The organism is Bradyrhizobium lablabi, assembly GCF_018131005.1.
GTDB lineage: Bacteria > Pseudomonadota > Alphaproteobacteria > Rhizobiales > Xanthobacteraceae > Bradyrhizobium > Bradyrhizobium lablabi_D.
Genome location: NZ_JAFCJK010000002.1, coordinates 571,068 through 597,103, shown reverse-complemented (window position 1 = coordinate 597,103; position 26,036 = coordinate 571,068). Strand labels below are relative to the sequence as shown.

Genomic DNA, 26,036 nt, shown 5'->3' with positions numbered 1-26,036 from the left:
TGATCAATCGACTCGATCTGCCGGGGTACGAACGAGCATGGGAACGATGGTTCTATTGGACTTATTGGGCGGCGTAGCTCTGCTGCTGTGGGGCCTTCACATGGTCCACAGCGGGATTTTGCGCGCCTTTGGCCCCGATTTGCGCGTCTTGCTGGCCAGAGCGTTGAACAACCGCTTCACCGCCCTCGCCGCCGGCCTCGGCTTGACCGCCCTGCTCCAGAGCTCGACCGCGACCGCCCTGATCACAAGTTCCTTCACCGCCGAGGGACTGGTCAGCCTGGTGCCGGCACTCGCGATCATGCTGGGCGCCAATGTCGGAACCACATTGATCGTGCAGGTGCTCTCGTTCAACATCGCAGCCGTCGCGCCGGTGCTGTTCATTCTCGGCCTGGTCGCGTTCCGCACCGGACCACGCACCCGGATCAAGGACCTCGGCCGGGTCTCGATCGGTCTCGGGCTGATGCTGCTGGCGCTGCACATTCTGCTCGATACGCTGGCGCCGGCGGAGAACGCCCCTGGAGTCCGCGTCTTCATGAACGCGATCACCGGCGATCCCGTGCTCTGCATCTTCATCGGCGCCGTCGTGACCTGGCTGGTCCATTCCAGTGTCGCCAGCGTGCTGTTGGTGATGTCGCTGGCCTATTCGCAGTTCATCTCGCCCTATGCGGCGTTCGCCCTGGTGCTGGGTGCCAATCTCGGCAGTGCCGTCAATCCACTGGTCGAGGGCGCGCGCCGCGACAATCCGGCGAGCTATCGGCTGCCGCTCGGCAATTTGATCAACCGCGTGGTCGGCATTCTGCTGGTGGCTCCGTTCCTGGGCGCGATCGCGGCGCAATTCCATGCGTGGCAGCCGGACCTCGCCAAGGCGACCGCACAATTTCACATCGCTTTCAACGTCGCGACCGCGATCCTGTTCATCGGCCTGCTCGACGGCCTGGCGCGGCTACTGAAGACGCTGCTGCCGAACCGCGTCCAGCAGACCGATCCGTCGCGACCGCGTTATCTCGATGAAAGCGCGCTGGAGACCCCCTCGCTGGCGCTGGCCGACGCCGCGCGCGAGGTGCTGCACATGGGCGACCATGTCGAGGTCATGCTGCGCAAAGTGATGGCGGCGATGATGACCAACGACCGCGCGCTGGTCGACCAGGTCTCGCGGATGGACAACAGCGTCGACGGCCTGAACGAAGCCATCAAGCTCTACGTGACGAAACTCACCCGCGGCAGCCTGGACGAGCGCGAGGGCCAGCGCGCCATGGAGACCGTCGCCTTCGCGATCAACCTCGAGCATATCGGGGATATCATCGACAAGAATCTGAGCGAGCTCGCGACCAAGAAGATCAAGCGCCGTCTGCAATTCTCTTCCGAAGGCGCCGAGGAATTGTCGGCGTTCCACAAGCGGACGATCGATTCCTTGCGGATCGCGTTTGGCGTGTTCATGTCGGGCGATGTCAACGAGGCACACAAGCTGCTCGCCGAGAAGGCGGCGCTGCGCTCGGCCGAGCTTGCTGCGACCGAGCGGCATCTCGATCGCCTGCGCGAGGGCCGCCCCGAGACCATCGAGACGACGTCATTGCATCTCGACGTGCTGCGCGACCTCCGCCGCATCCACTCGCACATCTGCTCGGTTGCCTATCCGGTGCTCGATGCGGCCGGGCAATTGGCAGCCTATCGCTCCAGCGAGGCCGAGATCAACGCGCTCGCGACGCCGGCACCCGGCCGTTCCTGATCAGCTGTCGAGGGTCTTCGACGCAGTACCGCGGTTCTTCACGATCAGCATGATGTTCCTGATATAGATCAGCGTGGCCATCCCCTGCCCGATGATGATGATGGGTTCGCGCTTGGCGAGTCCATAGATCAACGTCATCAACCCGCCGCCGATGGAGAAGAACCAGAACGCCATCGGCACCACGCTCTGGCCAGCGCGTTCGCTGGAGATCCACTGCACCAGGAAGCGCGCGGTGAACAACAGCTGCGCAACGAGGCCGAACACCAGCCAGAAATCGAACTTGGCGACGAATACATCATAGAAATAAGCGCTCAACGCCTGGCCGTACTGAATCCACATCACTTCACCTCGGTCACGGCCGGCGTCGGCTTTTTGCGGCGGATCAGCCACCACACACCGGCGAGATCCATGATCCCGATCCAGAGCCGGTCGAAGAACCCGTAATTCGAGACTCCGGAGTGACGTGGGCGGTCAATCACGTCGACATGGGCGATCTCGAATCCCTCACGGTGGACCAGCGCCGGCAGGAAGCGATGCAGCCCGTCGAAATAGGGCATCGACAGGAACACATCGCGCGGAAACGCCTTCAGCCCGCAGCCGGTGTCCCGGGTGCCGTCGCGCAGGATCGCGCCGCGCACCGTATTGGCGATGCGGGACTGAAACTTCTTGAAGCCGGTGTCCTTCCGCCCCACCCGCTGGCCTGCGGCCAGGCCAATGCGGCCGTCGCCTCTTTCGATCGCCAAAATCAGTTCCGGCAGGAATGCCGGATTGTTCTGCCCGTCGCCGTCGAGCGTCGCCACGATCGCACCGCGCGCGGCGCGCACTCCGCTGCGCACTGCCGCGGATTGCCCCGACGACACCGCATGCCGGAGCTGCCTGAGGCTGGGCCGCTGCGCCATGAGCGCGGTGAGCCGCTCGGAGGTCGCATCCGTCGAGCCGTCATTGACGTAGATGATCTCGTAGCCCCAGCGGCCGTCGAGCGCCGTCGCGATCTCGGCGACCAGCGGCGCGATATTGTCGGCCTCGTTACGCACGGGCACGACGATGGAAACGACGACCGGCGTCTGGTCGGAAGCAGGCAAAACGGCACTCGTGGTTGGTGTTTGGGTTCGCGGCTGGAACCGGCCCGATCCGGCCGCCGGGCGACCGCTTTTATGGGGCGAAGGGGCTCCCCGCAACCCTTTTGAGACGCCCCGGCGACGGCCCGGACAGAGGCATGATCGTGCCGTCGCGATGGATGGCAAACCCGAGGCGGCGGGCGGCAAACCAGTATCGCACCGCCATCGCGCCGATTGTGCCAACCAGCGCGCCGGCGACGACGTCGCTGGGATGATGCGCGAGCAGCACCAGGCGCGTCGCGGCGATCATGATCGCATAGAGCAGCATGGCGACGCGCGCCTGCGGCCACACCGCCGAGACCGCGAAGGCCAGCGCGAAGGCCGTAACCGAGTGCCCCGACGGAAAGCTCGAATAGGCCTCGGTGCCGGCGAAGTGCGAAAAGTTGAAGGCGTTGGCCTTGCCGCCGACAAAGGGGCGGCCACGACCGACGATCCACTTGATCAATTCACCGGCGGCAACCGACAGCGCCACGGAAAGGAACAGGTATTGCAGGCGCGCGCCAAGCCCAAGCAGCGTCGCGCGCGACATGCCGCGCAGCATCGGCGCCGCGAGCGCAACCGCAATCAACAGGATTGCCAGTGCTGACAGCACATATTCGTCCTTGCCGAAATCGGTCAGGCGCCGCACCCACCACAGGCCGGGCGTGCCGCGCAGCGGCATCATGCCGATTTCCTGCGCGTCGAACGCGTACATCAGCGCGACGGTCGCTGCGCCGACGATCGCGACGAGCAGCAGCACGTGGCGCGCGGAGCGCCGCGCCGCCTCCGCCCGGCGCGAATGCGACGGTGTACGGACAAGCTGCGCGAAGGACAGCCACGTCAGCGTCAGCAATCGTCCGAAATAATTGGCGGGGTCCGGGCTCGAGGGGCGCGGCGGCATGTCATTCCGTCCCCTCGGAGCGGAAGATCGCGATCGAAACCGCCTTACCCTGCGAAATATTGTAGCCTTCGACGCGCACCGGTGCGTTGTAGCGCAACCCGATCGCCTCTGCGCGCTGGATAAACGCACGCTCCGAGCGCTGTTCGACCAGCGCGAAACGGCATGTACCCTGGCCGAGGAAATCGGCCGCGCCCGATCCGTCGGTCAGCAGCGTCGAGGTATCCGTCATGAACACAAGGCTTGGCTCATGGAAGCCCGCGGCAGCAGCCTTCGGGCCGACGCAAGTCACGTTGCGTAGCGCGCGCGCTATCTCCTGGCTCGGAAACAGCGTCGTGAGCCGTGGCAACACCACGCCATAGGTCCCGACGGCCATCAGCGCTGCCGCGATGACCGCGTTGAGCAGTGAGCGTTCGGCTCGGCTGTCTTCAAACAGCCACCAGGCGATCAGGCCGAACACCATGGCGACCGCGAAAAAGGGCCACGCCGGAAACACCGGTTGATGGATCAACTTGATCGCGCCGACGATTACGATCACCGCGCCGAACGCGGGGACCACAAACCACCAGGCCGCGCCGCGCACGAGCCAGGAGCGCGACAGCACGCGTCGTTCCAGCGCCCCGGCGGTGAGGATCGCGATCGCCGGATAGAGCGGCAGCACATAGTGCGGCAGCTTGGTCAGAACGGCCTCGAACACGATCCAGGACGGGATCAGCCAGGCGAGCAGAAACTGCGCGCCGGGCTCGCGCCGCGCCCGCCACACCGCTGGTGCCGCCATCCCGGCAAGCGGCGCACCCGGCCAGAACGTGATCCAGAACAGCAGCAGATAGACTCCGGGCGGCGCGCCATGGGATTCCTGAGCCCCGAGCTTACTCAGCATGTCGCCGCCAACGGAGTCCGCGAAGAAGGTCTCGCCGGCGCGCAGGAAGATCATCACGAACCACGGCAGCACCAGCACCAGCATCCACGTCAGCCCCCAGACCGGACGCAGGCGCAGGAACCAGGCCGCCGACTTGTCGAGGAACGCCAGCAGCGCGATTGCAAGGCCGACGAACATCAGGATCAGCGGGCCCTTGATCAGGATGCCAATGGCGAGCGCCGTCCAGAACACCGCGGGCGGCCCCCATGGTGGATGCGCCGGGTCCTCACCGTGCTGCCAGGACAGATAGACCCGCGCCATCGCGCCCATTGCGGCCGTTACCGTGAACAGCAGCACCGCATCGGTTTTGGCCAACCGCGCCTCGACCCCGAGCAGCACGCAGCTTGCCATCATCAGCGCGGCCAGCGCCGCGCCACGCCGCGTCACGAAGGCGAGCGCCGTCCAATAGGTCAGCAGCACCGCGCCGATCGCGCCAAGCAGTGACGGCACCCGGTAGACCCAGATCCGCACCTGGGCCCTAGGCAATCCAAGCGCCGAGGCGGTCTTGAGGGTCGCCGCCTGGAGCCAGTAGATGCCAACCGGCTTCTTGTAGCGAACGTCGTCCTGGAAGCGGATGTCGACGAAATCGCCCGTTTCGACCATCTGCTTGGTCGCCTGCGCAAATCGCACCTCGTCCCGATCGATCGGCGGGATGGTGAAGAATCCGGGCAGAAACAGCACCAGGCAGGCGAGCACCAAAAACAGTGCCGAGCGACCGTGGCTAGCCGTCGCGAACTCGAACGCCATGGATAGCCTGCGGCCGGAATGCGCAGGTTTTACAGACTGTTGCCCTGCTCCGAAGCGCCGGGGTTGGAGGCTTTCCACCATGGGTTTCGCATACGATGAAACCGATGCCCAAACAACCGTGCTGTTCCGCTTTCCCGCGCCATCACTGCACTCGGATCACCACTGTGTCCGCGGCGCCCCTGGCGTCGATCACGGTCACGCGAGCAAAGCCCGGTCCGGGCGGGTCGATCAGGCGCTGACGACGGCTGTCGATGTCGCCGGCCGACATGCCGTTCACCAGCACGGTCAGCGGCAGGACGCCGCCGGCGACCTTCACAGGCATCATCGCGGCGGGATGGCCGTCATCAGCGCGCTCGACATCGATGCGCGAGCCGTTGAGCGGAAACTGGATGTGCGGTGCTTGGTCGCTGCCGCTGCGGACGAGTTCACCGAGCGGCCGGAAGCGCTTGAGCGGCGGCGGCAGCTTCGCATTGCTCGCGACCAGCACGCCCCGTGGCGGCTTCGGCAATGCGGATGGAATCCTGCCGGTGCGCGCAAACGCGTCGAACAGGATCGGCGCGGCCGCCGTGCGGCCGACCAGACCCGGCACCGGCGCACCATCGGGGCGCCCGACCCAGACGCCGATGGTGATGCGGCCGTCGAAGCCGACCGACCACGCATCGCGATAGCCGTAGCTCGTGCCGGTCTTGAATGCGATCCGGTTGTGAACGCCGTTCTCCGGCGGCGGCGTACCGAGCAGGACGTTCCCGACTTGCCAGGCCGCCGCCTGATCCATCAAGCGCATCGGCTCGCGACCGTCATTCGCCGTCACGATCTCGCGCAGCGGCTTTGTCGCGCCGAGCCGCGCCAGCCCGGCATAGAGCTGCGCCAGATCCTGCAGGGTCACGCCGACGCCGCCGAGTCCCATCGCAAGTCCCGGCGCTTCCTCCTTCGGCAGCACCAGGCTGGTGCCGGCCTGCTTCAGCCTCGATGACAGACGATTTGCGCCGACGCGGTCGAGCAGCGCGATCGCCGGCACGTTCAGCGACAATTGCAAGGCCTTGCGCACGGGCACCGTGCCCTGGAACGTCATGTCGAAGTTCTCCGGCGCGTAGGAGCCGAAACGAATGGGCCGATCCTCGATCAGGCTTTCCGGATGCACAAAACCGTCCTCGAAGGCGAGGCCATAGATGAACGGCTTCAGCGTCGAACCCGGCGAACGCACGGCGCGGGTCATGTCGACCTGGCCGGCGCGCCGCTCGTCGAAATAGTCGGACGAGCCGACGCGCGCGAGCACGTCGCCGGTCTCATTGTCGACCGCGATGATCGCGACCGAGATATTCGGCCCCTGCGCAATCGCGCGGTCGCGCGCCAACGCCTCGAGATTCTTTTGCAGACCCGCATCCAGCGTCAGCTTGATGATTGGCCCGTCCTTCACCGTCGCGATCGCCTGGTCGGCGGAATGCGGCGCCAGGATCGGGATCTGCTTGCGCATCTTCGGCACCGGCGTGGCCTTGGCCTGGGCCGCGTCCTCCTTCGACACCGCACCTTCCTCGACCATGCGGTCGAGCACGCGGTCGCGCGCGATGTGGGCTGCTCCCGGATAGCGGTCGAGCCGCCGCCGCTCGGGCGACTGCGGCAGCGCCACCAGCAGCGCGGCCTCGGCGAGCGACAGCCGCTTCGGCTCCTTGCCGAAATAGGCGATCGAGGCGGCGCGCACGCCCTCGAGATTGCCGCCGTAGGGCGCCAGCGCGAGATAGAGGTCGAGGATCTGATCCTTCGAGAACTGCCGCTCGAGCTCGACCGCACGCACCATCTGCCGGAGCTTCGCGTAGACCGATCGCTCGTGCCGCGGCTCCATCAGCCGCGCGAGCTGCATCGTGATCGTCGAGCCGCCGGATATGATGTGACCTCGGGTAACGAGTTGGAACGCCGCGCGCGACAGCGCCAGCGGATCGATGCCGCCATGGGCATAGAAGCGCTTGTCCTCATAGGCGAACAACAGCTTGAGATAGCTGGGATCGATTGCGGTCGCCGCATCCACCGGCAGCCGCCAGCGGCCATCGGCCATCGCGTAGGCGCGCAAAAGTTTGCCGTTGCGGTCAACGACCGTGGTGGAAACCTGCCTGGCCTTGTCCAGCGGCAACGGCCCGAGTGAAATGACCCAGATTGCGAAAGCGCCAGTCGCGATCAGGGCGGCCACGGCACAGATCGCCACCGCCTTTCTGATCCATCGCCGGCGCGGCTTCTCGCTCGTCGCTGGCATTATCGCGGTCGCATCGCTCATTTTGCCGGCCGCACCTCGACCGTCCCGGTACCGCTGCGGCCATAGCGCGAGGGATTGTACATGTCCTCGACATAGGCCTGTGGCAGTACGTATTTGCCTGGCGAGACCGCGCGCACGACATAGGCGACCGTGAACACCGATTTGTCATTGGCGGCGCGATCGATTGCCGCCGTGAAGCGGTCGTCGCGGAATTCGGTATTCTCGGGCTCTTCGCCGTCCTCGATCCAGTCGAGTGTACCGGAATCCCCCGATGACACCAGATGCGGATTGTCGATCTCGAGTCCAGCCGGGAGATAGTCCGAAACCATGATGTGGCCGAACTCCGGCTTGGCTTCGGTGATCTTCAGGACGACCGCGAAGCGGTCATTCTGCCTGGCCTTGGTCACGTCAGCCGGCTTGCCGTCGAGCGTGAAATAGCTGCGCTCGATCTTGAAGCCGTTGGAGGCGGCGGGTTCCGGCGTGACCGGCGAGCCCGATACCGAGACCACCGCCTGCACCGGCGCATCGCCGGTGTTGGTGATCCTGATCGGCTTGCCGTCCACCTCTTCGGACTTGTAGCTGCGATAGAGCGCGGTCTTGATCGGCTGGCCGTCTACATCAAGCGCCAGCGTTTCCTTGACCAGCGCACGTGCGGCGAGCACCATCCACGCATTCTCCTGCGTCGATGTGTAGGGCGAAAGCCCCCGCGCCGCTTCGACCCGTGCGACAGCCTGCGTCAGCGTCGTGCGCGGCGCGTTGCCTTCGCCGGCAAGCGAGACCAGCGCCGCGGCATCGCGCAGCGCGGAGCCGTAGTCAACACGGCCGAACTCGATCACCGGCTTGGGGTTCAGTGCGTCAAGCGCCGCGCCATAGACCCGCTCGGCGCGCGCCTTATCGCCGACCAGCGCCAGCGCCGCGGCGAGTTGCGCCTTGGAGATCGGCGTCGCCAGATTGTTGAGCTTGGTGTCGGCGAGATAGCGGAGGTCGCCGATCGGAGCCGCGCCATTGCGGGCAAGCACGTAGAGCCCGTAGGCAAGATCGCGGCCGCCGTCTTTCTCCGGTTCGTTGGCATTGACAACCGAATTCCTCACCCGGTCGAGCGCGTTCTTGAACAGAACGTCCGGAACCGCAAAGCCTTTTTCGCGGGCCCGCGTCAGGAAGTCCGTCACATAGGCATCGAGCCAGGCGTCATCGCCACCCGCCGACCACAAGCCGAACGAGCCGTTCGATCCCTGCCGCGCCAGCAGCCGATCGATTGCATCGCGGATGCGCTGGTCGACGGCGCTATCCATCGCGAGATGCGCGCCGGCCGCGAGGTCATTGACATAGAGCAGCGGCATTGCGCGGCTCGTGATCTGCTCGGAGCAGCCGTGCGGATAACGGTCCAGCGCCTTGAGGATGGTGGCGGCATCCAGCGCGGTCGACAGACTCGCCGAGATCGATACGCTGCCGGTGCCCGAGACGAGATCGGAGAACATGTCCGAGGTCAGCGTCAGGCTTTCGCCCTTCGCCAGCGTTCGGATCGATCGGCGAGCCAGCACCTGCGTTGCCGGCTTGACGTCGAGCCCATAATGCCGCGCCAGCGTCAGCCCGTTCGGCCCGGTGATCCCGACGTCGAAGTTCGCGGCTCCCGCGCCGCCAGCCTCCAGCCCAAGCGACAGCGATGTGCGCTGCTTGGCGGCGAGCTTCGCGGTCGTGACAGGATTGCCCGAAACCTTCACCGGCCCGCTCGACTTCACGCTGATGATGTAATCGCCCGCGGGGCCCTCGACATTGTCGATATCCATGCTCATGGTGCCCTTGTCGCCGTTGAGCAGGAAACGAGGCAGCGTCGCTGTCAGCACGACGGGATCACGCACGATGACGTCGGTGGTCGCGCGGCCGACCTTGGTTGCGTTCCAGGCCACCGCCATCACCCGCGCGGTGCCGGCGAATTCGGGAATATCGAAGCTGACTTCCGCTGCTCCGTCGGGCCCGACGGTGACGATGCCCGAATAGAGCGCAAGCGGCTTCTGCGTCGGCGGCGAGCCCTGCAACTCGGCGCCCGCGGAATCGCCGCCACTTCTGATCTGCCCACGGGTGCCCTGCATTCCGTCGATCAACTGACCGTAGAGGTCGCGGATCTCGGCGGTGAGGCGACGCTGGCCGAGATAGTAATCGTCGGGCGCCGGCGGCTTGTAGTTGGTGAGGTTGAGGATACCGACGTCGACGGCGGCGACCACGATCTTGGCGTCCTCGCCGGCATTGAGGCCGCCGAGCTTGACCGGGATCTTCAGCACCGAGCCGGGCCGCACCAGCGCCGGCGGCGTCAATTCAACGGCGAGCGTGCGCGCCTTCTTGTCGATCCCGAACCATTTCAGCCCGATCGCCCGGCCCGGCATGCGTCCCGCTGCAGCGTCAAGCGGGCGCCGCAGCGTCGTCATCACATAGGCGCCGGTGCCCCAATCGTTGCCGACGGGGATGCGAACCTGCTGGGTGCCTTCCCTGACGTCGAGACTTTGCGTCGTCAGCAGGCGATCGCCGAGCACGTAGACGGACAACTTACCGGCCGTGCGCGCATTTACCGACACCGTCATGGAGTCGCCGGAGGCGTATTCCGGCTTGTCGATCGAGGTCTCGAGCAAGTCCGGCGTGTCGGCGCTGCCATCGGAGTACCAGCCAACGTCGAACTGCACCGAGGTCAGCGGCCCATCGGCATCCGTCGACTTGACGTCGAGACGGTAGCGGCCGGGTTGCGGCTGGAACGAGAGCCGCAACGGTTTATCGGCGGCCAGGTTCACATCGCCATCGCTGACGCGCCGGGTCGACTTCACCGGCTCATATTCCCACGACGAATTCTGCCGGTACCACTGGTAACGGGACTCGAGTTTCAACAGCTCATAGCGGAGCCCGTCGCGCGGCACTTGCTTGCCGTCGGGGGCAACGAACACGACGTCGAACTCCGCCTTGTCGCCCTCGGCGACGTTCTTGTCGCCGAACAGCGGCTTGATCCCGATCAGCGAGGTCGCCGGCGCCACCGGGAGCACGATCTTGCGCTCGACCGAGCGTCCGCCGGTCTCCGCCATGCGGATGAAGATCTGGGCTTCCTGCGGCCGGGTCGAGGTCGGTGCCTTCTCCAACTTCACCGGGAAGGTCGCCACGCCACTGGCGTCGGCCTCCGGCAGGTCCTCGATCGGGGTCCGCTCGTTGCTTGCAGTTTCCTCGTCCGCGACGCCGAACTGGTAGCCGGGAAAGCCCGGCCGCCCCGCGGTGCTTGGTGCGACCAGCATGTCACCTTCGAGCCGAAGACCCGAGGCCGGCGCGCCGTACAGGAAATGTCCGCTGACCTTCAGCTCTGCTGGAACTTCAGTTCTAATCACCTTGTCCTTGGCAAGAAGGTCGAATTCGATCCGTTCGGGGATGTAGTCCTCGACCATGAAGGTGGTCTCGCCGACGGAGGAGCCCTTCGGATCGGTGAAAGCACGCGCCCGCCAGGTGCCGGTCGGCACCGCCGAATTCAGCGCCACCGACAGCGTCCGGCCGCCGGCTCCTTCGTCGGGCAGTACGGCGCGGCGGAATTCGACGCCATCGGGCCGCTCGATCACCATGGTCAGCGGCGTCCCGGTCAGGGCATTGCCCTGCCCGTCGCGCAGCAGCGCGGTGAGATGGACCGTCTCGTTGGAACGATAGACGCCGCGCTCGGCATAGACGAAGGCGTCGGCGCCGAGTGGTGTCACCCGCCCCGCAACGCCGCGGTCGGTGAGGTCGAAGGCGTTGGCCTTGAGGCTGAGGAACGCATAGTCCGACTTTTCGCTCATCACCGTGAGCAATGCCGGCGACAGCCCGCCCTCGCCGCGCGCGAGCCCCGCCTCGAACAGCACATGACCGGCCTCGTCGGTCTTTCGGGTCGCCAAAATCTCGTTGTTGCGGGCGACCAGCTTCACCTCAGCCCTGGCGACCGGCTCGGTCGAGGCGAGCGAATTGACGAAGACGTGGATGCCGTCATTGCCTGAAAAAGCCGACAGGCCCATGTCGGACACGATGAACCACTGTGTCGCGAGCGATCCGTCATCGTCGCTGCCCGGCCCCTTGGCGGCCGCGGTCATCACATAGACGCCCGGCTGCAGGTCGCCGAGTGCCTGGTCGACCGGGAACGCGGTGACGACATCCTGGTTCAGCGTGGTGTCGGTCGCGAGCTCGCCGGACCATACTTTCATGCCGCGTTCGCCGCCGAGGTCGGAGAGCTGGTAGCGGCTCAGCGTACGCTGGAAGTCGCTGTCGATGACGGTGTTGATCAAATTGCGGTCGCCGATCCTGAACACATCGATCGTCGCCGCCGGCGTGTTGACGCTGACCAGGGGGATACCGCGCTGGCCGGTGCGCGGCAGCACATAGGCCCGGCCGGTGAAGCGCACGAAGGGCTTGCGGTCCCGAACATAGATGTTGAACTCGGCCGATTTCGGCAACCCCTCCTTCACCGTCGACGGCAGGCCGGCCCGCAGATTGATGTTGTAGCGCTCGCCGTGTTTCAACCCGTCTACGCAGAGCTGTTTACCCTCCGCCGATAGCGCCGGCTTGTCGGTGCCGGCGAGCGCGAGGTATGGTGCGAAGTCGACGCGTTTTGCCAGTTCCTCCGAGAACTGGAAGCACGCCCGCGGCGAGGTCGAGTCGGAATCGACGGTATAATCAAGCAACCGGAAACCGTGCTCGTCGCGCATTTTCTCATACTGGCCGCGGACGTCGGCAACTTCGCGCAGGTCGAGCGACAGGCGTAAGCTGTCCAACGCCGGCCGCCACAGCTTCCGCTCCGCGAGCGCCTTGCCGAGCACGGCTAGCGCATCGGCTTCCTCGCCCTGATTGCCGGCGCGCTGATAGGCGATATAGGCGGCGGTGGAGGCGCGCTCAATCAGGAACGTCTGCTCGCTCGAGCTCGCCGAGCGAATCTGGAAGACGGTCTTGGCCAGCTTGAGCCAATTGGCGCTGTCCTCAGGCGCGGTAGCCGCGATCTGCCCGAGGATCTGCAGGCCGGAGCGGAAATCGTTGCGCTTGAACGCGGCGTCAGCATCGGTTCGCAGCGTCGCGGTCGATTTGTTGACGGCCCCCGCCTCGGTCTTGATCTGGGCCTCGAGCTTGATCGCGCTATCGGCGAGATCGTCGCGCCTGAAGGCCTTGTCGGCGGCCTGCGCGACGCCCAGGCCAAGCGTCAGCGTGGCGCAAAATGCCGCGGCGCGAATCAAACCGATCATGATGGAGCTCCCTGGGCCGCGGACAAACGCCGCGTGCCGGACAAAAAGTGCGCGAAAAGGTGACGGAGTGAGGGCGCGAAAATGAACGGCCGAAAACGTCGCAGCCAACATAGCCCCAAACCAGTCCTGTTGCCGGGGCGGCGGTGGAATTTTGGACACCGCCCGGCGAAGCGGGCACGGCCGCCTCATGCGGCCTCCCGCCCGCCTTTGTCGTCCGCTCGCAAAAAACGGTTCGGACGGACTTGGCGGAAAGGCGGATTTTTCATATTGGCGATGCTAGAAGACGGCCGAGGTCCCGTAGCTCAACTGGATAGAGTAGCGGATTTCTACTCCGCGGGTTGCAGGTTCGAATCCTGCCGGGATCGCCATTTCCAGCCAGCCAAAATTCCTTATATTTCAAATGGATTTAGCCGTTTTGCCCTCATCGCTACATTCACAAAATGCGAAGAACAAATGCGGACAAAAGCGGCCATTTGCCGCCATGTGTTGCGCCGAATCCCCGGAAAAATCACCGGACTGATTTCGCACAGCGGAACTAAAACGCGCGTGGTATCCCACCGAAATGAATAACGTCGCGTAGATTTTTCCTCGACAACTGGTGCTTAAAGCGTGCCGCTACCGTCTTGCACGGTCGTAGCCAGAATTTCCCCGCCAGCTTCCGACGGCGGGGAATATCGTTGACTTGACTTCGTTGCAGCGTGGCCCGCTCCTGATCAACCGGGCTCGGCCGTAAGTCCGCTTCGGTGAAGCGATGGCCGTTAAGCAAAGACAATGTCGCCGTTCTGAAGGTCGTGAAAATGCAGGCCGACGAGCTCGACAGTGGCGCCGCCGGGGAGGTGAAGCACCACGCTATCACCGTCGTTGCTCACCGGGATAGGTTCAAATCCTTTGAAGACCACGTGATCCATACCCGGCTGGAAATCGAAGATCGAGTCGTGGCTTACGCCATCCGACGGCTCGAAATAGAACGAGTCGCCCCCCCCCCCCCCACTCCACCGCTCATCAGGTCGTCGCCACTGCCGCCGTGCAACTCGTCTTGGCCGTCGCCACCCATCAAAATGTCGTTGCCGGCCCCGCCCATCAAAACGTCGTTGCCCGCGCCCCCATCAAGGTAATCGTTGCCGTCTTCGCCGTACAGGTTGTCGTTGCCGCCTTGGCCGAAGAGCTGGTCGGTGCCGCCGCCGGCCCAGATATTGTCGCTGCCGCCGCCCCCCCAGGAGTGGTCATCGCCGTTCTCGCCGTACAGGTTGTCGTTGCCGTCTTCGCCGTACAGGTTGTCATTGCCATCGCGCGCGACCAGTATGTCGTTGCCCCCTTTACCGACCAAGGCGTCGGCGCCGTTCCCTGTCACAATCGTATCGTCGCCGTCTGTGCCGACATGGAAAACATGGTCTTCATCTGGGATTGTGGGGATTCGAGGTGTTGCAGGGCTGCTCATAGTCATCCTCACTGTGTTTGTGTTTCAACACTCACTGTGTTTCAACACAGTTGAAGTTCGCAGAGCCACGCTACCGGACGATGTCGAACCGGTTACAGACGTCACGATGGGCGCCTTTGTCATTACGGCTGCAATCAATCGGCTCGGGCCAACTACACATCAGCGTGACATGAGTTTCAGCTGAGGAGAGTCGGTACCTGCCGCTCCGGTGGCCGGCCTCGCTGCCTTGCCTCGGTCGTCGAGCTCGCACAGATCAACGTGATCGCGGCGACGACAACGATGCGAAACATCAACGCTTCAGATGGATGTCGACGAAATTCGTGATGATCCAGCCGACGCCGCCGCTCAACGGGACAGCGACCCAATAGAGCCAGCGAATGACATTGCGGACGCCGGTTGCCCGGACCTTGACGGTCTCGACGGCCTGGACGACCGGCTTCATTTCGGCGACGTCCTTCATCGCCTTCGCGGACCCGCAGCTCATTGTTGATTTGAACACCGCTGTCGCCCTGTTCACCGATGCCGAATCGGGCTGAGCACTTCTGTTGACGCTTCTACAGGTACAGGCCTCTCGCGATCGCGGAGCTTCATGCACCGCAGAGCGCACAAGGGGCATTTATACCTGTCGGCAACGCGTTTGACGCGTTCGCGGCCCTCTCACAGATTCAAGGGTCGGCAACGAAGGAGATACTCCCACTAGATCCTTATCCGGACGAGTCGGCGCTGACCGACTTTGCTGGATCAATGCAAGAATCTGTTCCGCTTGGATTGCTGCCGAAATCGTGCGGCGCCTTTCTCCAAGGGACGGAGATAGTGATTTCCTATCGATGAAATTTGCCGTTAGGGCTAGTTCAGAATTGCAATTGCCGCTGGCCCTGCCGGCTTTACCATCTCGATAATCGTGCGGATTGGCCGACGCCACATCACCCCGACCATACATCGCGCGATAAGGGATCGCCGCTCCGCACCCCGGAGCGGCGATCCCGCCCAGATGAGAGTGCGATGGAACTGGCTTGTGCCAGCAGTTGCGGAATGGGCCGTCCGGTGATCGCCCGGGCGGCCCTTTCCGCTTGAGTGTAGATGGCAACGCGCCGCAGTGCCGCGCGGCTTCGCCAAGCCAGACGGGCCGCCAGTCCTAATAAATGAGACATTGCGGATCAGGCGCCTTTGATGTCCGATATCCTCACAGCGGCGTAAAGTTCGAACGTCGCCGATGACCGAGTTGGGTCCAAGCTGTGTGTGGCAGAGAGGCATAGGCATGAGGATATTGACCGTAGCGTTCACTCTCGGAATGGCCCTGGTGCTTTGCGACCTGGGGACATTTAGCGTTCCAGCGCATGCGCAGCAGGGCGAAGTCGTTCGTCAACCACGGCAAAGGCCTCTCATCAGGGTGCCCGTGACGACACCTCCTTACTGGGATTACTATATTGTTCCACGATATCGTTATCGCGTTGAGGACGACCGGGTCGATCCATGCGGCGGGCCCGTGGTGCCGGTCATAAGCTATGGTCCTCAAGACATAACGGTTCCGCTGTGGCTGGCGAACGATTTGGGTCTTGGCCGTGTGCATGGTCGAGATTGGCCGTGTAAGGGTCGAAATCGGTAAATGCACCCGATTGGGCAGCGGTTAGGGGCGGTTTCGGAACTGCCGATTGTCCGGTTTTGCCGGTCCAAACGCGCGCGAGACGCCTTCGCCGGACCCAACCGTAAAAATGGGAACGGCCCCAGTGGCGTGAGCAAGCGAACTGGGGCGTTCCTTCGAGAGTGTCCGATCGGGCTTGAGGGCTGAAGACCCAGCGCCCAGATCAGATCAACCCACTCGTAAGTTCTCTGCCGACTCTTTGCCGCGACTTGATACGACGTCGAAGCTAACCTTCGCTCCCTCAGCGAGCGAGCTGAGACCTGCCCTCTCGACCGCCGATATGTGAACGAAGACGTCCTTGCCGCCACCGTCCGGTTGAATGAATCCATACCCCTTCGTCGGATTGAACCACTTCACTGTCCCCATAGCCACTTCAACGACTCCTTGTTGAAAAAACAAAAATAGTACCCAAAAATAGACAAAAGGAAGGCTCGACCGGCGGCTGAGCCTTCCGATGCGGCCAAGCGTTCATTTCAACCCGGTGTGAATGCGCTAATCTGCGCATCGGACGCGCTCTTGATCTGATGCTCCCAATCCTGCGAGGGATTGGGTGCGAAGTTCACAAAATGCTTCGAACGGATGCGGACAAAGCGGCCATTTGCCGCCATTTGTTACGCCAGAATCCCGGAAAAGCTCCCGGCTATTTCGCACGCGGAACTAAACCGCAACCAAATCGCAATTCGTGAATTTTTCCTCGGTCACCAGCAGAGTGAGTTGAGCCATGGATCCAGGATTGCCTGCAACGATCTTCAAAATGGTTGTACGCGTCCAGCAGGACGAATCCGAAATGAGGCTTCTCTCCAATGGAGAGGCCATCGCAGTAGCTCTGGTGCTCAACAGGACGGACCTCCTCCCCGCGGCCTACACGAATATCCTGGAAGCCATCGAGCTTCTCGGCGAGGACTGGCTCAAGGCGTGCATCATGGTTCGGAAAGCAATGTGATCAAGCTCGTCCTTCGACCCACGGTGATCGCCGGCAACAGGATCTCAGAAGACCACGTGGTGATTTACGAAGGACGAAAGTCCGGCCGGATTCGCCGTGGCAACGATCGCGCTCACAAACCCGGTTGGGACTACCACGTCAGGGTCGGCTCGACGACCGGCCGGACCGGGCCTTCTATCTCGTGCTTGAGGACTTCACGAGCGGCGCGGCCTTCCTCGAGACCGTGAATAATTCGGATGACGGCCGGCCATCCTTCGGGCAGTTGGCGAGATAGCTCGTGGCAAGCCTGAAGTGACGATCAACGTATCGCTTGCCAAAATCAAATCGATCATCCCCGTTCCCGCCGCCTCACCGCAGCTCGTAGCAGCTCACGACGGTCCGCGGACTGCGCGTCACGTCGTACAACACGCCGCATTGCACCAGCGCATTGATGCCAGGTTTGCGGAACAGGATGAGCGAGGTCCGATTGTCATAGCCGCTCGCATAGCCGGCGATCTCCCAGCCCTGTCCGAGCAGTTGGCCGATGGTCAAGGGCGGCTCCTCGGCGGCCGCACTGGACGCTGCGAGCATCGCTGCAAAGAGAACGCCGGAACGCATGGCAAGGCTCCCAAAAGTCTGTTCTGGCTGCAAGCAACGCAGGCGACCTGGCTGAGGCGCACAAGCGGCGGGACCCGATAATTTGCACCGCGCCCCCGATGCCCTTCGATATGTGCTTGCCGCCACCAAAAAGCGCCGCCTCACTTCGTCGCGGTGCGCCAAAGGTGACGCTATGCGAAAAGGCAAAAATGCTGCATGACACGCCGCTTATCACAACCGTCATCGTTGGACTCGGGCTTGCGTTCGTACTTGGAACTCTCGCCCACCGGTTCCGGATTCCGCCCCTCGTCGGCTATCTGCTCGCCGGTGTTGCCGTAGGCCCCTTTACACCCGGCTTCGTTGCTGACCAAGCGCTCGCAACCCAACTCGCCGAGCTTGGCATCATTCTCCTGATGTTCGGAGTAGGCCTCCACTTCTCCCTTCAGGATCTTCTCGCAGTCCGGACGATCGCGGTCCCCGGTGCGGTGGCCCAGATCGTCGTTGCCACCTGCATGGGGCTTGGTCTTGCGTTGCTCATGGGCTGGACAGTTGCCGCCGGACTTGTGTTCGGACTGGCCTTGGCCGTTGCCAGTACCGTCGTGCTCCTCCGTGCCATCCAGGAGTGGCATTTGATGGAGACGGAACGCGGCCGGATCGCCGTCGGCTGGCTGATCGTCGAAGACCTGGCGATGGTTCTAGTACTGGTGCTTTTTCCCGCGGTTGCGAGCCTTCAGGCCGGCGGTGCCGACAAGCCCGCCTTCGAGCCGCTGGCGGCTCAGGCGGGCCTCGGCCTCGCGGGCATCGTCGTACTTACCATCATCAAGATCGCGCTGTTCATCGGACTTATGTTGATCGTGGGACGCCGGGTGATCCCCTGGGTCCTGCACTACATCGCGCACACCGGATCGCGGGAGTTATTCCGGCTTGCGGTACTGTCAACCGCGCTCTGCATCGCGTTTGGGTCGACCAAACTGTTCGATGTATCGCTCGCCCTTGGTGCCTTCTTTGCCGGCATGATGCTGCGGGAGTCTCCGCTCAGCCAGCGCGCTGCGCAAGAGTCGCTGCCGCTGCGGGACGCCTTCGCCGTGCTGTTCTTTGTATCTGTCGGCATGATGTTCGATCCGGTAAGTGCAATTCGTGAACCTTGGCCACTGATCGCCACGCTCTCGATCATACTGATAGGCAAATCGCTCGCCGCGTTTCTCATTGTGATACTGTTCCGACGCTCCGTCGCCACGGCGCTAACCATCGCGGCGAGCCTATCCCAGATCGGCGAGTTCTCGTTCATTCTAGCCGAGCTGGGCGTCGCTTCACGTATTCTTCCCGAAGAGGGGCGCCACCTTATTCTGGCCGGAGCGATCCTCTCCATCATGCTCAATCCGCTGGTGTTCGCAGCTGTCGGGTGGCTCGCGCCCCATCTCGAGCCGCGGCAAGAATCATCCTCAACCACGGCTGCGGCATACAATCCGATTCCAGTTGCCAAGCTGACCGGGCATACGATCGTGATCGGCTACGGTCGTGTCGGCGCGATAGTCGGCGATACCTTGAGGCAGCAGAAGCTGCCATTTCTCGTGGTCGAGGTTTCCGAGAACGCGCTGGCGAAGGTGAAGGCAAGCGGCATTGAGGCGATTGTGGGCAACGCAGCTCACCCCGATGTTCTCAACGCGACGAATCCCGCACAGGCCAGGCACCTGGTCGTCGCGATCCCTGAGGCCTTCGAGGCAGGGCAGATCGTTCAACAGGCTCGCTCTGCCAATTCCAATATTCGCATCATTGCGCGGGCGCATTCGGACGCCGAGGTTGATCACTTGACGCGGCTGGGAGCGGATATCGTCATCATGGGCGAGCGGGAAATCGCGCGCGGGATGATCGAGGAGCTGAAGAGGAGATGTCCGGATGTTGCCGAGAGAGATGCCGAACGCGCCGCGGGCTGTCCGAAAGTTCGAGCTAATTACGCCGACAGGTCGAGTGTATGAATTTCCGCACCCCTCACTGCTGCGGCGCCTGCTCAAGTTCTTCCACGCGCATGCTGATGTTGCCGTGGTGTCTGCAACAATTCTTGTGCTGATCTACGTCGCGGGTCTTGCTGGCGAGGCTCTTGATTGGTCAGCGTTCGACGCGTGTAATGAACGGATGAATTGGACAGCTAGCGTTTCCTAGACCAGAGTGGCCTCAAAGAGCACGGCACACATCGCCATCGGCAAGTCCGCCTCACGCTGACCACCCGCGGGCTCGAGGGTTGCGCGCGGCCGCCGCGATCGTTCAGGAAGCTGTTGGAAACAGCGCCGATGAGCGGAATATTTTCGCTCAGCGACGCTGTCCATTCCAGTCTGGGCCCTGAAATCCCCCAGCAGTATGGCATTAGAAGGACGCGTATGAACCGCGCGTGAACACGGTCGCCAAGGGTGACAAGAGGTGAGCCTCATCGAGCGGCAGCGGCTTCAACTCCTCGATGAAGGCGACCAAGGCGATGAACCTTGGCATTTCCTTGCTGACTAATCTGCGTTGGTGGCTGCACGCTCGGAGGAACCGAAGATGACAAAGCGCAAGATCGGCCAACTGGCAACCATAGGGGATCCCAAATCAGATTCGACGGTCAAGCAGACCGGCATCATCATCGGCAACGGGCTTAAGCCGGCCTTCACAGTAGGTGATCCCAAACCTGGTTCGACGGTCAAGCAAGGGGATCCAAGACCTGATTCAACAGTCAGGCAAACGGGCAAGATCATTGGCAACGGGTAACGAACGCCGCATCAGCTGATATATTCAGCGGCGCTTCCGTGTTTGTTCCCTGTTCGCAAGCAAACAAATGAACGATCCCGGTGCTGGCGGCGCACCGGGATCGCCGCATTGGCTCCCGCGGGTCGGGGGGACAGGACACGGGGAGCAATAATTGATTCCCGGCCCGCCGACTTGTTCCTCCACGCTCCCCGCACGAAACCATTTTCCCGAGGCGACGAAGCCGACCGGAAACAGACCCGGCCTAGCCTTCCCTTGTTGGACCAGTGGGGATTCGGTCATGTGGGATTTCATCAACCAGTTGTACCGGGACTATTGTCTGGCTCGCTTGCAGGAGATCCGCAAGCTCGAGCACGCAAGGTAAGCCGAGCCAGCGATGGAAAAGGAGTCGCCCGTGATCGGCACCGTTGTGATCGCCGCCGCCATCGCGCTGGTGGTGTGGGCGACGGTCGGTCCCGTGCCGGCTCACAAAAGGGCTGGAGATCACCAGTCGATAGCGCGACGGTAGAGCATTATCGTTAGCGCCGATGATTGCGAAGCTCGCGTCCTACCTAACGAAGGGTAGTAGCCAAACGTATCCAGAGGGCGGCCATTGGTTGCCCGAGCGCGGCGTCATCATCGAATTCCCGAGCATGGAGGCGCTTAGTGCCTGGTACACGGATCCAGCGTGCCAGCCCCTCACCGCGCCACGTAAGCGCGCAGCGATTTGAACATGCTGATTACCTTGGAAGGCGTTTAGCCGATCGTATGGCCGCCCGAGAAAGATGATGCCGGACTGGCACGGCCTCGCGACCGTCGCGGCAAGCTTGAGCCTTTCCAGCAAACGGGACCTGTCTCATTACCGATGCTGGCTCCCCTCCGTAACCGTGCGTTGAACACCGGCTTATGGTAAGATTTCACCCGAGTCTTGCCGGGATCGCCATCATCGCGATGCGATCAATCGGGATGTCGGGAGGCCTGTATGTTCATCAGCGCTGCCGCGATCGCGATCGCCGTGCAAAGCGCGCCGGTGCCCGCGGCCGAGACGGACATCCAATGGGTTCAGCCGATCCGATACCGTCGCGAGGGTCACCCGCCGCCATGCGGCGATGGCTGGGATCAGGATTCGCGCGACAATCTCTGCTACCGAAACGGAACCGTGCCGCCGCAGTTCCAAACCGGCCTGTATTATCCGCTGAAATCGGGGAAAGGGCCGATGCCGGTGCCCTGCGGTCCAGGCGCGGACCTCGATCGTCGCGACGGGTTCTGCTATCCGCCCGGCATCGTCCCACGGCGGTTTCAGGCCCGCCGCGACTGACCTCGAATATGCGGCCCCACGATCGCGTCGATCTCTTCCGCCGCCCAAGACCAATGACAGCGCAAATGGCCTCAGGACCGGATCGGCCGGCTAGACAAGAATCAAAATACCGGCAGAAAGCATTGGTCCTGGGAAGACCGCATGATTTGCGCCGACGCGGTCGGCCCCGAGAGGGAGTCATGCAGAACTTGAATGCCGTCTTGAACAAGCTGAACGATCGACTGCTGAGACTGGAAGGCGAGTTGTTTGTGCTCCGCTCAATCGCCAGGGCCTCGCTGACGGCCGGTGACGAACACGCCGCACGCACGCGAAAGCTGCTCGAGGGAGCCAAGCTTGCCCTTGCGGACGAAGCCGAGCGACCGCTCGACAGCGCGACCAAGAAATACGTTTCGGCCGCAATCGCCATGGTCGACGAACTGCTCGAACATCCCCGCGAAGCCGCGCCGCTGTTCCGGGTGATCGACGGCGGCAAGGCGACCGAATAGCGTTGTCGGATGACGCCGGCCTCAATCGCTCGCGCCTTGCATGGCCCGGTCATACGCTTCGATCGTCGCCTTCGCCCGACGAGCGATCTCGGCGGGCGTCATGCCTGGCTTATAGAGGCTGCCGCCGATGCCGAAGGCGTGGATACCCGCCTTCACATAGTCAGCGAAATTTTTGTCGGAGACACCGCCGACCGCGGCGATCATCAGGTCCGGCGGCAGCACGGCGCGGATCGCGGTGATGCCTGCGGCACCAAGCACGCTCGCCGGAAAGAATTTCAGGCTTGACGCCCGGACCTTCGCGGCAAGCAGCGCTTCCGTCGGCGAAAACACGCCCGGCATGGTGACCATCGACCGCGCGTGGCCACGCGCCAGCACGTCGACATCGACGTTTGGGGACACGAGCAGCCTGCCGCCGACCTCGTGCAGCCGGTCGACATCCGCATTAGTGAGCACCGTGCCCGCGCCGATCAGGGTATCGGCGGGCGCGCGTCTGACTGCGATCTCGATCGAGCGGAACGGATCCGGCGAGTTGAGCGGGATCTCGATTGCCGTCATGCCGACCTCGATCAACGCGCTCACGATTCCGCCCGCTTCCTCCGGCTTCACACCACGTAGAATCGCAACCAGCGGACGTTTCATCGGCGGGAACGGAACGCTCATCGTCTGATCCTTTAGGTCTTCCAGATCGCGTTGGCCGCCAGAGCAAGACCGCGTCGCGCCGCGTCGTCGGCATCGACGAATCTGAAGGGAACGGCAAGCGTTTCAAGTGCAATTCGATACAATCTCTCAAGCCGGCCCGACGCAATCAGCGTGACGGCGGTTTCCGGCACGCGTTCAGGGAGCGCCGCCGCCAATTCGAGCCCGATCAACGTGCCCGATATGGTCTCGCGCGCTGCGGTCGCGCTGCCGCCGAACAGGAGCTGGCCCGACCGCACGCGGAACAGAAGATTGGCGACGGATGCGGACGCCTCGAAGGCGGTCCCGACGGCCGTCTTGAAGGCATCGGAATCCACGGCGTGCCCGGCGCCCGCCACCGCATGCGAGAGGATCGTGTCGCGCGCGATGACACTGAACAGCTCTCCAGTCATGAACGTGGCGAAACGTTCGACCATTCCGCCACGGATGTGGACCCATTTCGAATGTGTCCCGGGCATGCACACAGTGACCTCGCCAGCCGCGCGCCCGCCCAACGCTCCGAGCAATTGGGTCTCCTCGCCGCGCATGACGTCGGGCGCGCGTGAATCGCGCTGTGCAATCCCCGGCAGGATCCGGATGTCGCGCGGTTGTCCGCTAACCACAACGGCCTGTTCGAGCACCGCGGCGAGAGGAGCCGGCGTGTCGATATAACCGGCCTCAACCCAGCCCTGGCGGGCACCGGCCATGCCACAGATGACAACCGGCAGACCAGCCGCCGCGCCTAGCGCATCGAGATGCGATTGCAGCACGGACGCAAAGCCGGACTTCGCCGCCGCCATCATGCCCTCATCGCTGCGGCGTTCAGCGACGTTGCGGCCGGCGCGATCCATCAACCAGAGCCGCAAACTGCTGGTGCCCCAATCGACTGCCACGTAGGCCGCTTCGCTCATCCTGTCGGTTGTTTCCTTACGTGCTCCGCGCCGCCCGACCTCTGCATCGAGCTACCACAGGCGATAAACGCGTTCGTTTCATCCAGCAAGCCCACGCTCATGGGCGATACTCTCAAATCGAAATCGCACACGAGCGAGAGCCAGACCGGGCGCGGTCCGGGCGTACACGACGACCGCGACCGTTGCGGTCGCAACGGGCGAAACACCTTCTGAAAGTTCCAGAGTGATGTTCCCGTCAGCGCGCGCCTTTCAGCGTGCAGGAGGTCGTGCAGGTCGTTACATTGCCGCGCTCGCATTTGATGCAGGCGTTGACGCACTGCTCCATGACCTTGGGATTGTAGCGGCTGTAGAGATTCGCAACGCAACTGGAGGTTGATCCCGTCACCTCCGGTTCGGACCAGCAACCGGCCAGGGAAAATGCCGCGGCACCGAGAATGGCGGCCTTGAGCATAAAGGTCTCCCGCCTTGTTCCATCGAGTAACCTTGACCGGTTAGGTTAAGTTCCGGTTTCAATTGCGGCCTAATCCGGAAGCAGTATTGCTTATCCACCGGACAATTCCCCAAGGTCCGGCCCACACCGGCAAAGCCGTCAGGCAGTCGCGCTTGGCGGCTTTGTCCTTGGCAACGCGAGGATATTTGGAATATGGCCCGAAAGCCGCGCTGGTCGTTCAAGGAAGACCGCCGACTGATGGAACTGGCACGCTCCTCCAAGTCACTCGAGGAGGTCGTGAAAGTCACCGGGCGCTCTCCGGAGCGAATCAAGAAGATGGCGATGCGGCTCGGCCTGTCGATCAAGCCGCGCGGCGGAAAGAAGTAGGCCGCCGGCCTAGCCTGGTTCCGTCCAGTCCATGCAAGGATGGGAGCTTAAGGGCAATCCGGCTGGCTCCGCGCGCGGACGACCGGCGGGGTTTCGGTTGCTCCAATTCGGCTGCAGCTCGTGAGCACGAAGGCAAGCCGACTGCACTGCCAGTCCGGGCCGAGCATGGCGTTGGAGACCGGCTCTGACGACGTCACGCCGAACAATACGAGCGCCGCCAAGCCCACGAACATCGCCATCGCGACGACAATCGCCATTCCGTTCCGGGTCCATAGCTTGGACATCATGGCTTCGGTTCCTGTTCGATCTCCGGACACTAGGATCCTCCCGTCCCGCTCCCGTGTGATCGATGTCACAATGAACCGGATATTTCGGGTTACCCCTTCTTCGTTCGATCTGGCGTCAACACCTAGTTACCGCAAGAAGCTCAACGCGCGGGCTCGATCACATTGCAGTTGGTTCGGCCCGACATCAGGCAATCCTGCATCTTGCTCGACGCGGTAAGCGCGTGGGCAAGCCACAAGCCGAGCGCAAGCATCACGGCCGCGACCAGCAGACCGATCAGCGCGCCACGCCGCCCTCCACTTCCGTCGGAATCGCTCATCTCAGCGCAAGCCTCAAATCGTCCATCAATTTCGACCTGTACCATGACGCTTTGACCAATCGCCTGCGATCAATTCTGCAACAGTCGCGCAACTAAACGCACGCCCGGTGCACAAGCGACGCAATTCCGTTGCATGCGGCAAGCGCTTGCGGAAAACTACCCGCCAAGGCGAGAGCGGGTGTGCGGGGCATATCAATGAGCCAACAAGAAGCGGGGTACGATTATCGTCGTTACCGGCAATTGCTATTTGAAGCCGTCGACGAGACAAGCCGGCAGCGGTTGATCGATCTGCTGATCCTGGAAAAGGCCCGTGACAGGCTCGAGGCGCAACGAACCTCGGATCGGGCCGCAATGACCGCGGAAACCGTCGCCAAGGTGCTGGGCGCAAACGGTCGGCGCGAGACCCCGCGCGATTAAGATTTTCGGCAAATTGCATCGGTCGACCACATGCATCGCCGATCGTCCGCCGGTCGCAAGCATCGCGGTCGAGCCCAGCCGGGCGCATTGGCCACTTGCTGTTCACTCATATCTCCTCTGCTTTGCCACTCGCGTTTGACGCTGGCAATTTCGCCGGGGTTCACCTAATTGAAGCGCGAAACCTGATTTTTCTCCATCCCATCACCCGAACAGAAAGCAGCAAGGCTTCCTCTATGAGTGGCTTCAAGGAACCGGGCTTTGCCGATCGCCAGAAGGCGGCGCAGCAGGCACGGCAAAACATCCTGAACAAGTTTCGCGCCAAACCCGGCCCCAACGACCCCGCGGTGCAGGCGCGCGCCGCCGAACGCGCTGCAATCGTCGAACGGCGCGTCAAGGCCAAGGAAGCCCGCGAGGCAGAGAAGGCCGAAGAGAGGCGCCGCGAGGAGGAAGCCGCCGCCACAGAAGCCGCCCGGATCGCCCGTGAGAAGGAAGAGGAAACGGCACGCCAGGCTGCGCTGGAGGCCGAGCAGAAGGCTAAGCGCGACGCCCGCTATGCCGCGCGCAAGGAGCGCGGCAAGAACAAGCGCTAGAATACCGCGTAGCAGGCCCGCCGCGACGGCGGGCCCGCACGGATG

The 26,036-nt window shown here is 63.2% G+C and carries 27 protein-coding genes and 1 tRNA gene; 11 read left to right on the top strand and 17 right to left on the bottom strand.

What is annotated here, in order from left to right:
• Positions 1–37: 37 nt before the first annotated feature.
• Positions 38–1,726: a Na/Pi cotransporter family protein gene (locus tag JQ553_RS07830; protein WP_212499318.1), complete on the top strand. Its 1,689-nt coding sequence runs from the start codon at positions 38–40 to the stop codon at positions 1,724–1,726.
• Here the strand turns inward: JQ553_RS07830 and JQ553_RS07825 are convergent, their stop codons facing one another.
• From JQ553_RS07825 to JQ553_RS07800, 6 genes are all read right to left on the bottom strand, one after another.
• A complete protein-coding gene (locus tag JQ553_RS07825; RefSeq protein WP_212499317.1) occupies positions 1,727–2,065 on the bottom strand; it encodes a lipid-A-disaccharide synthase N-terminal domain-containing protein in 339 nt (112 codons plus the stop codon).
• Positions 2,065–2,808 (bottom strand): glycosyltransferase family 2 protein, encoded by a 744-nt coding sequence (locus tag JQ553_RS07820; RefSeq protein WP_212499316.1) that lies wholly within the window; start codon positions 2,806–2,808, stop codon positions 2,065–2,067. The genes JQ553_RS07825 and JQ553_RS07820 overlap by 1 nt, the downstream gene beginning before the upstream one ends.
• A gap of 70 nt (positions 2,809–2,878) precedes the next feature.
• Positions 2,879–3,724, bottom strand: a complete 846-nt coding sequence (locus JQ553_RS07815) for a phosphatase PAP2 family protein (RefSeq protein WP_212499315.1) — start codon at positions 3,722–3,724, stop codon at positions 2,879–2,881.
• 1 nt (position 3,725) lies between these two features.
• On the bottom strand, positions 3,726–5,468 hold the full coding sequence (locus JQ553_RS07810; protein WP_212499314.1) for a glycosyltransferase family 39 protein: 1,743 nt from the start codon (positions 5,466–5,468) through the stop codon (positions 3,726–3,728).
• Positions 5,469–5,529: 61 nt separating this feature from the next.
• Complete coding sequence (gene pbpC / locus JQ553_RS07805; RefSeq protein WP_249144023.1) at positions 5,530–7,632, bottom strand: penicillin-binding protein 1C; 2,103 nt, start codon at positions 7,630–7,632, stop codon at positions 5,530–5,532.
• Positions 7,633–7,649: 17 nt separating this feature from the next.
• The gene (locus JQ553_RS07800; RefSeq protein WP_212499312.1) at positions 7,650–12,857 is read right to left on the bottom strand and encodes an alpha-2-macroglobulin; all 5,208 of its coding nucleotides are present in this window, start codon (positions 12,855–12,857) and stop codon (positions 7,650–7,652) included.
• A gap of 291 nt (positions 12,858–13,148) precedes the next feature.
• On the opposite strand from JQ553_RS07800, the gene JQ553_RS07795 reads away from it, so the two are divergent.
• Positions 13,149–13,225, top strand: a tRNA-Arg gene (locus JQ553_RS07795).
• 390 nt (positions 13,226–13,615) lie between these two features.
• On the opposite strand, the gene JQ553_RS07790 is transcribed toward JQ553_RS07795, so the two are convergent.
• From JQ553_RS07790 to JQ553_RS07775, 4 genes are all read right to left on the bottom strand, one after another.
• A complete protein-coding gene (locus JQ553_RS07790) occupies positions 13,616–13,765 on the bottom strand; it encodes a hypothetical protein (protein ID WP_212499311.1) in 150 nt (49 codons plus the stop codon).
• A 32-nt stretch (positions 13,766–13,797) separates the two neighbouring features.
• Positions 13,798–14,295 (bottom strand): calcium-binding protein, encoded by a 498-nt coding sequence (locus tag JQ553_RS07785; protein ID WP_212499310.1) that lies wholly within the window; start codon positions 14,293–14,295, stop codon positions 13,798–13,800.
• A 289-nt stretch (positions 14,296–14,584) separates the two neighbouring features.
• Entirely contained in the window at positions 14,585–14,794 is a 210-nt protein-coding gene (locus JQ553_RS07780; RefSeq protein ID WP_212499309.1) for a hypothetical protein, read from the bottom strand.
• Between the two features lie 1,311 nt (positions 14,795–16,105).
• The gene (locus tag JQ553_RS07775) at positions 16,106–16,309 is read right to left on the bottom strand and encodes a cold-shock protein (RefSeq protein WP_212499308.1); all 204 of its coding nucleotides are present in this window, start codon (positions 16,307–16,309) and stop codon (positions 16,106–16,108) included.
• 349 nt (positions 16,310–16,658) lie between these two features.
• Here JQ553_RS07775 and JQ553_RS07770 point away from each other — a divergent pair, with 349 nt between their 5' ends.
• The gene (locus JQ553_RS07770) at positions 16,659–16,880 is read left to right on the top strand and encodes a hypothetical protein (protein WP_212499307.1); all 222 of its coding nucleotides are present in this window, start codon (positions 16,659–16,661) and stop codon (positions 16,878–16,880) included.
• A 348-nt stretch (positions 16,881–17,228) separates the two neighbouring features.
• Here the strand turns inward: JQ553_RS07770 and JQ553_RS07765 are convergent, their stop codons facing one another.
• Entirely contained in the window at positions 17,229–17,477 is a 249-nt protein-coding gene (locus JQ553_RS07765) for a hypothetical protein (RefSeq protein ID WP_212499306.1), read from the bottom strand.
• 188 nt (positions 17,478–17,665) lie between these two features.
• Here JQ553_RS07765 and ybaL point away from each other — a divergent pair, with 188 nt between their 5' ends.
• Positions 17,666–19,432, top strand: a complete 1,767-nt coding sequence (ybaL, locus tag JQ553_RS07760; RefSeq protein ID WP_212499305.1) for a YbaL family putative K(+) efflux transporter — start codon at positions 17,666–17,668, stop codon at positions 19,430–19,432.
• A gap of 385 nt (positions 19,433–19,817) precedes the next feature.
• On the opposite strand, the gene JQ553_RS34875 is transcribed toward ybaL, so the two are convergent.
• Positions 19,818–19,940: a hypothetical protein gene (locus JQ553_RS34875; protein ID WP_283817229.1), complete on the bottom strand. Its 123-nt coding sequence runs from the start codon at positions 19,938–19,940 to the stop codon at positions 19,818–19,820.
• A gap of 51 nt (positions 19,941–19,991) precedes the next feature.
• Here JQ553_RS34875 and JQ553_RS07755 point away from each other — a divergent pair, with 51 nt between their 5' ends.
• The 4 genes from JQ553_RS07755 (at position 19,992) to JQ553_RS07740 (ending at position 21,977) form a co-directional block, all read left to right on the top strand.
• Positions 19,992–20,198, top strand: a complete 207-nt coding sequence (locus tag JQ553_RS07755) for a hypothetical protein (protein ID WP_212499304.1) — start codon at positions 19,992–19,994, stop codon at positions 20,196–20,198.
• A gap of 524 nt (positions 20,199–20,722) precedes the next feature.
• A complete protein-coding gene (locus JQ553_RS35215) occupies positions 20,723–20,905 on the top strand; it encodes a DUF1330 domain-containing protein (RefSeq protein WP_212499303.1) in 183 nt (60 codons plus the stop codon).
• A gap of 251 nt (positions 20,906–21,156) precedes the next feature.
• The gene (locus JQ553_RS07745) at positions 21,157–21,492 is read left to right on the top strand and encodes a hypothetical protein (protein WP_212499302.1); all 336 of its coding nucleotides are present in this window, start codon (positions 21,157–21,159) and stop codon (positions 21,490–21,492) included.
• Positions 21,493–21,671: 179 nt separating this feature from the next.
• A complete protein-coding gene (locus JQ553_RS07740; RefSeq protein ID WP_212499301.1) occupies positions 21,672–21,977 on the top strand; it encodes a hypothetical protein in 306 nt (101 codons plus the stop codon).
• A 21-nt stretch (positions 21,978–21,998) separates the two neighbouring features.
• Here the strand turns inward: JQ553_RS07740 and JQ553_RS07735 are convergent, their stop codons facing one another.
• The 3 genes from JQ553_RS07735 to JQ553_RS07725 all read right to left on the bottom strand — a co-directional run bounded on the left by JQ553_RS07735 (position 21,999) and on the right by JQ553_RS07725 (position 24,014).
• Entirely contained in the window at positions 21,999–22,637 is a 639-nt protein-coding gene (locus JQ553_RS07735; protein WP_212499300.1) for a 2-dehydro-3-deoxy-6-phosphogalactonate aldolase, read from the bottom strand.
• 11 nt (positions 22,638–22,648) lie between these two features.
• Positions 22,649–23,563, bottom strand: coding sequence for a 2-dehydro-3-deoxygalactonokinase (locus tag JQ553_RS07730; protein WP_212499299.1), 915 nt, complete (start codon positions 23,561–23,563; stop codon positions 22,649–22,651).
• A 235-nt stretch (positions 23,564–23,798) separates the two neighbouring features.
• Entirely contained in the window at positions 23,799–24,014 is a 216-nt protein-coding gene (locus tag JQ553_RS07725; protein ID WP_212499298.1) for a hypothetical protein, read from the bottom strand.
• Between the two features lie 192 nt (positions 24,015–24,206).
• Here JQ553_RS07725 and JQ553_RS07720 point away from each other — a divergent pair, with 192 nt between their 5' ends.
• The gene (locus tag JQ553_RS07720; protein ID WP_212499297.1) at positions 24,207–24,380 is read left to right on the top strand and encodes a hypothetical protein; all 174 of its coding nucleotides are present in this window, start codon (positions 24,207–24,209) and stop codon (positions 24,378–24,380) included.
• A gap of 47 nt (positions 24,381–24,427) precedes the next feature.
• Here the strand turns inward: JQ553_RS07720 and JQ553_RS07715 are convergent, their stop codons facing one another.
• Entirely contained in the window at positions 24,428–24,667 is a 240-nt protein-coding gene (locus JQ553_RS07715) for a hypothetical protein (RefSeq protein WP_212499296.1), read from the bottom strand.
• Between the two features lie 140 nt (positions 24,668–24,807).
• Entirely contained in the window at positions 24,808–24,984 is a 177-nt protein-coding gene (locus JQ553_RS07710) for a hypothetical protein (protein WP_212499295.1), read from the bottom strand.
• Between the two features lie 195 nt (positions 24,985–25,179).
• Between JQ553_RS07710 and JQ553_RS07705 the strand changes: the two genes are divergently transcribed.
• Both JQ553_RS07705 and JQ553_RS07700 read left to right on the top strand, forming a co-directional pair.
• The gene (locus JQ553_RS07705) at positions 25,180–25,401 is read left to right on the top strand and encodes a hypothetical protein (RefSeq protein WP_212499294.1); all 222 of its coding nucleotides are present in this window, start codon (positions 25,180–25,182) and stop codon (positions 25,399–25,401) included.
• 233 nt (positions 25,402–25,634) lie between these two features.
• Positions 25,635–25,991 (top strand): DUF6481 family protein, encoded by a 357-nt coding sequence (locus JQ553_RS07700; protein WP_212499693.1) that lies wholly within the window; start codon positions 25,635–25,637, stop codon positions 25,989–25,991.
• Positions 25,992–26,036: the final 45 nt, after the last annotated feature.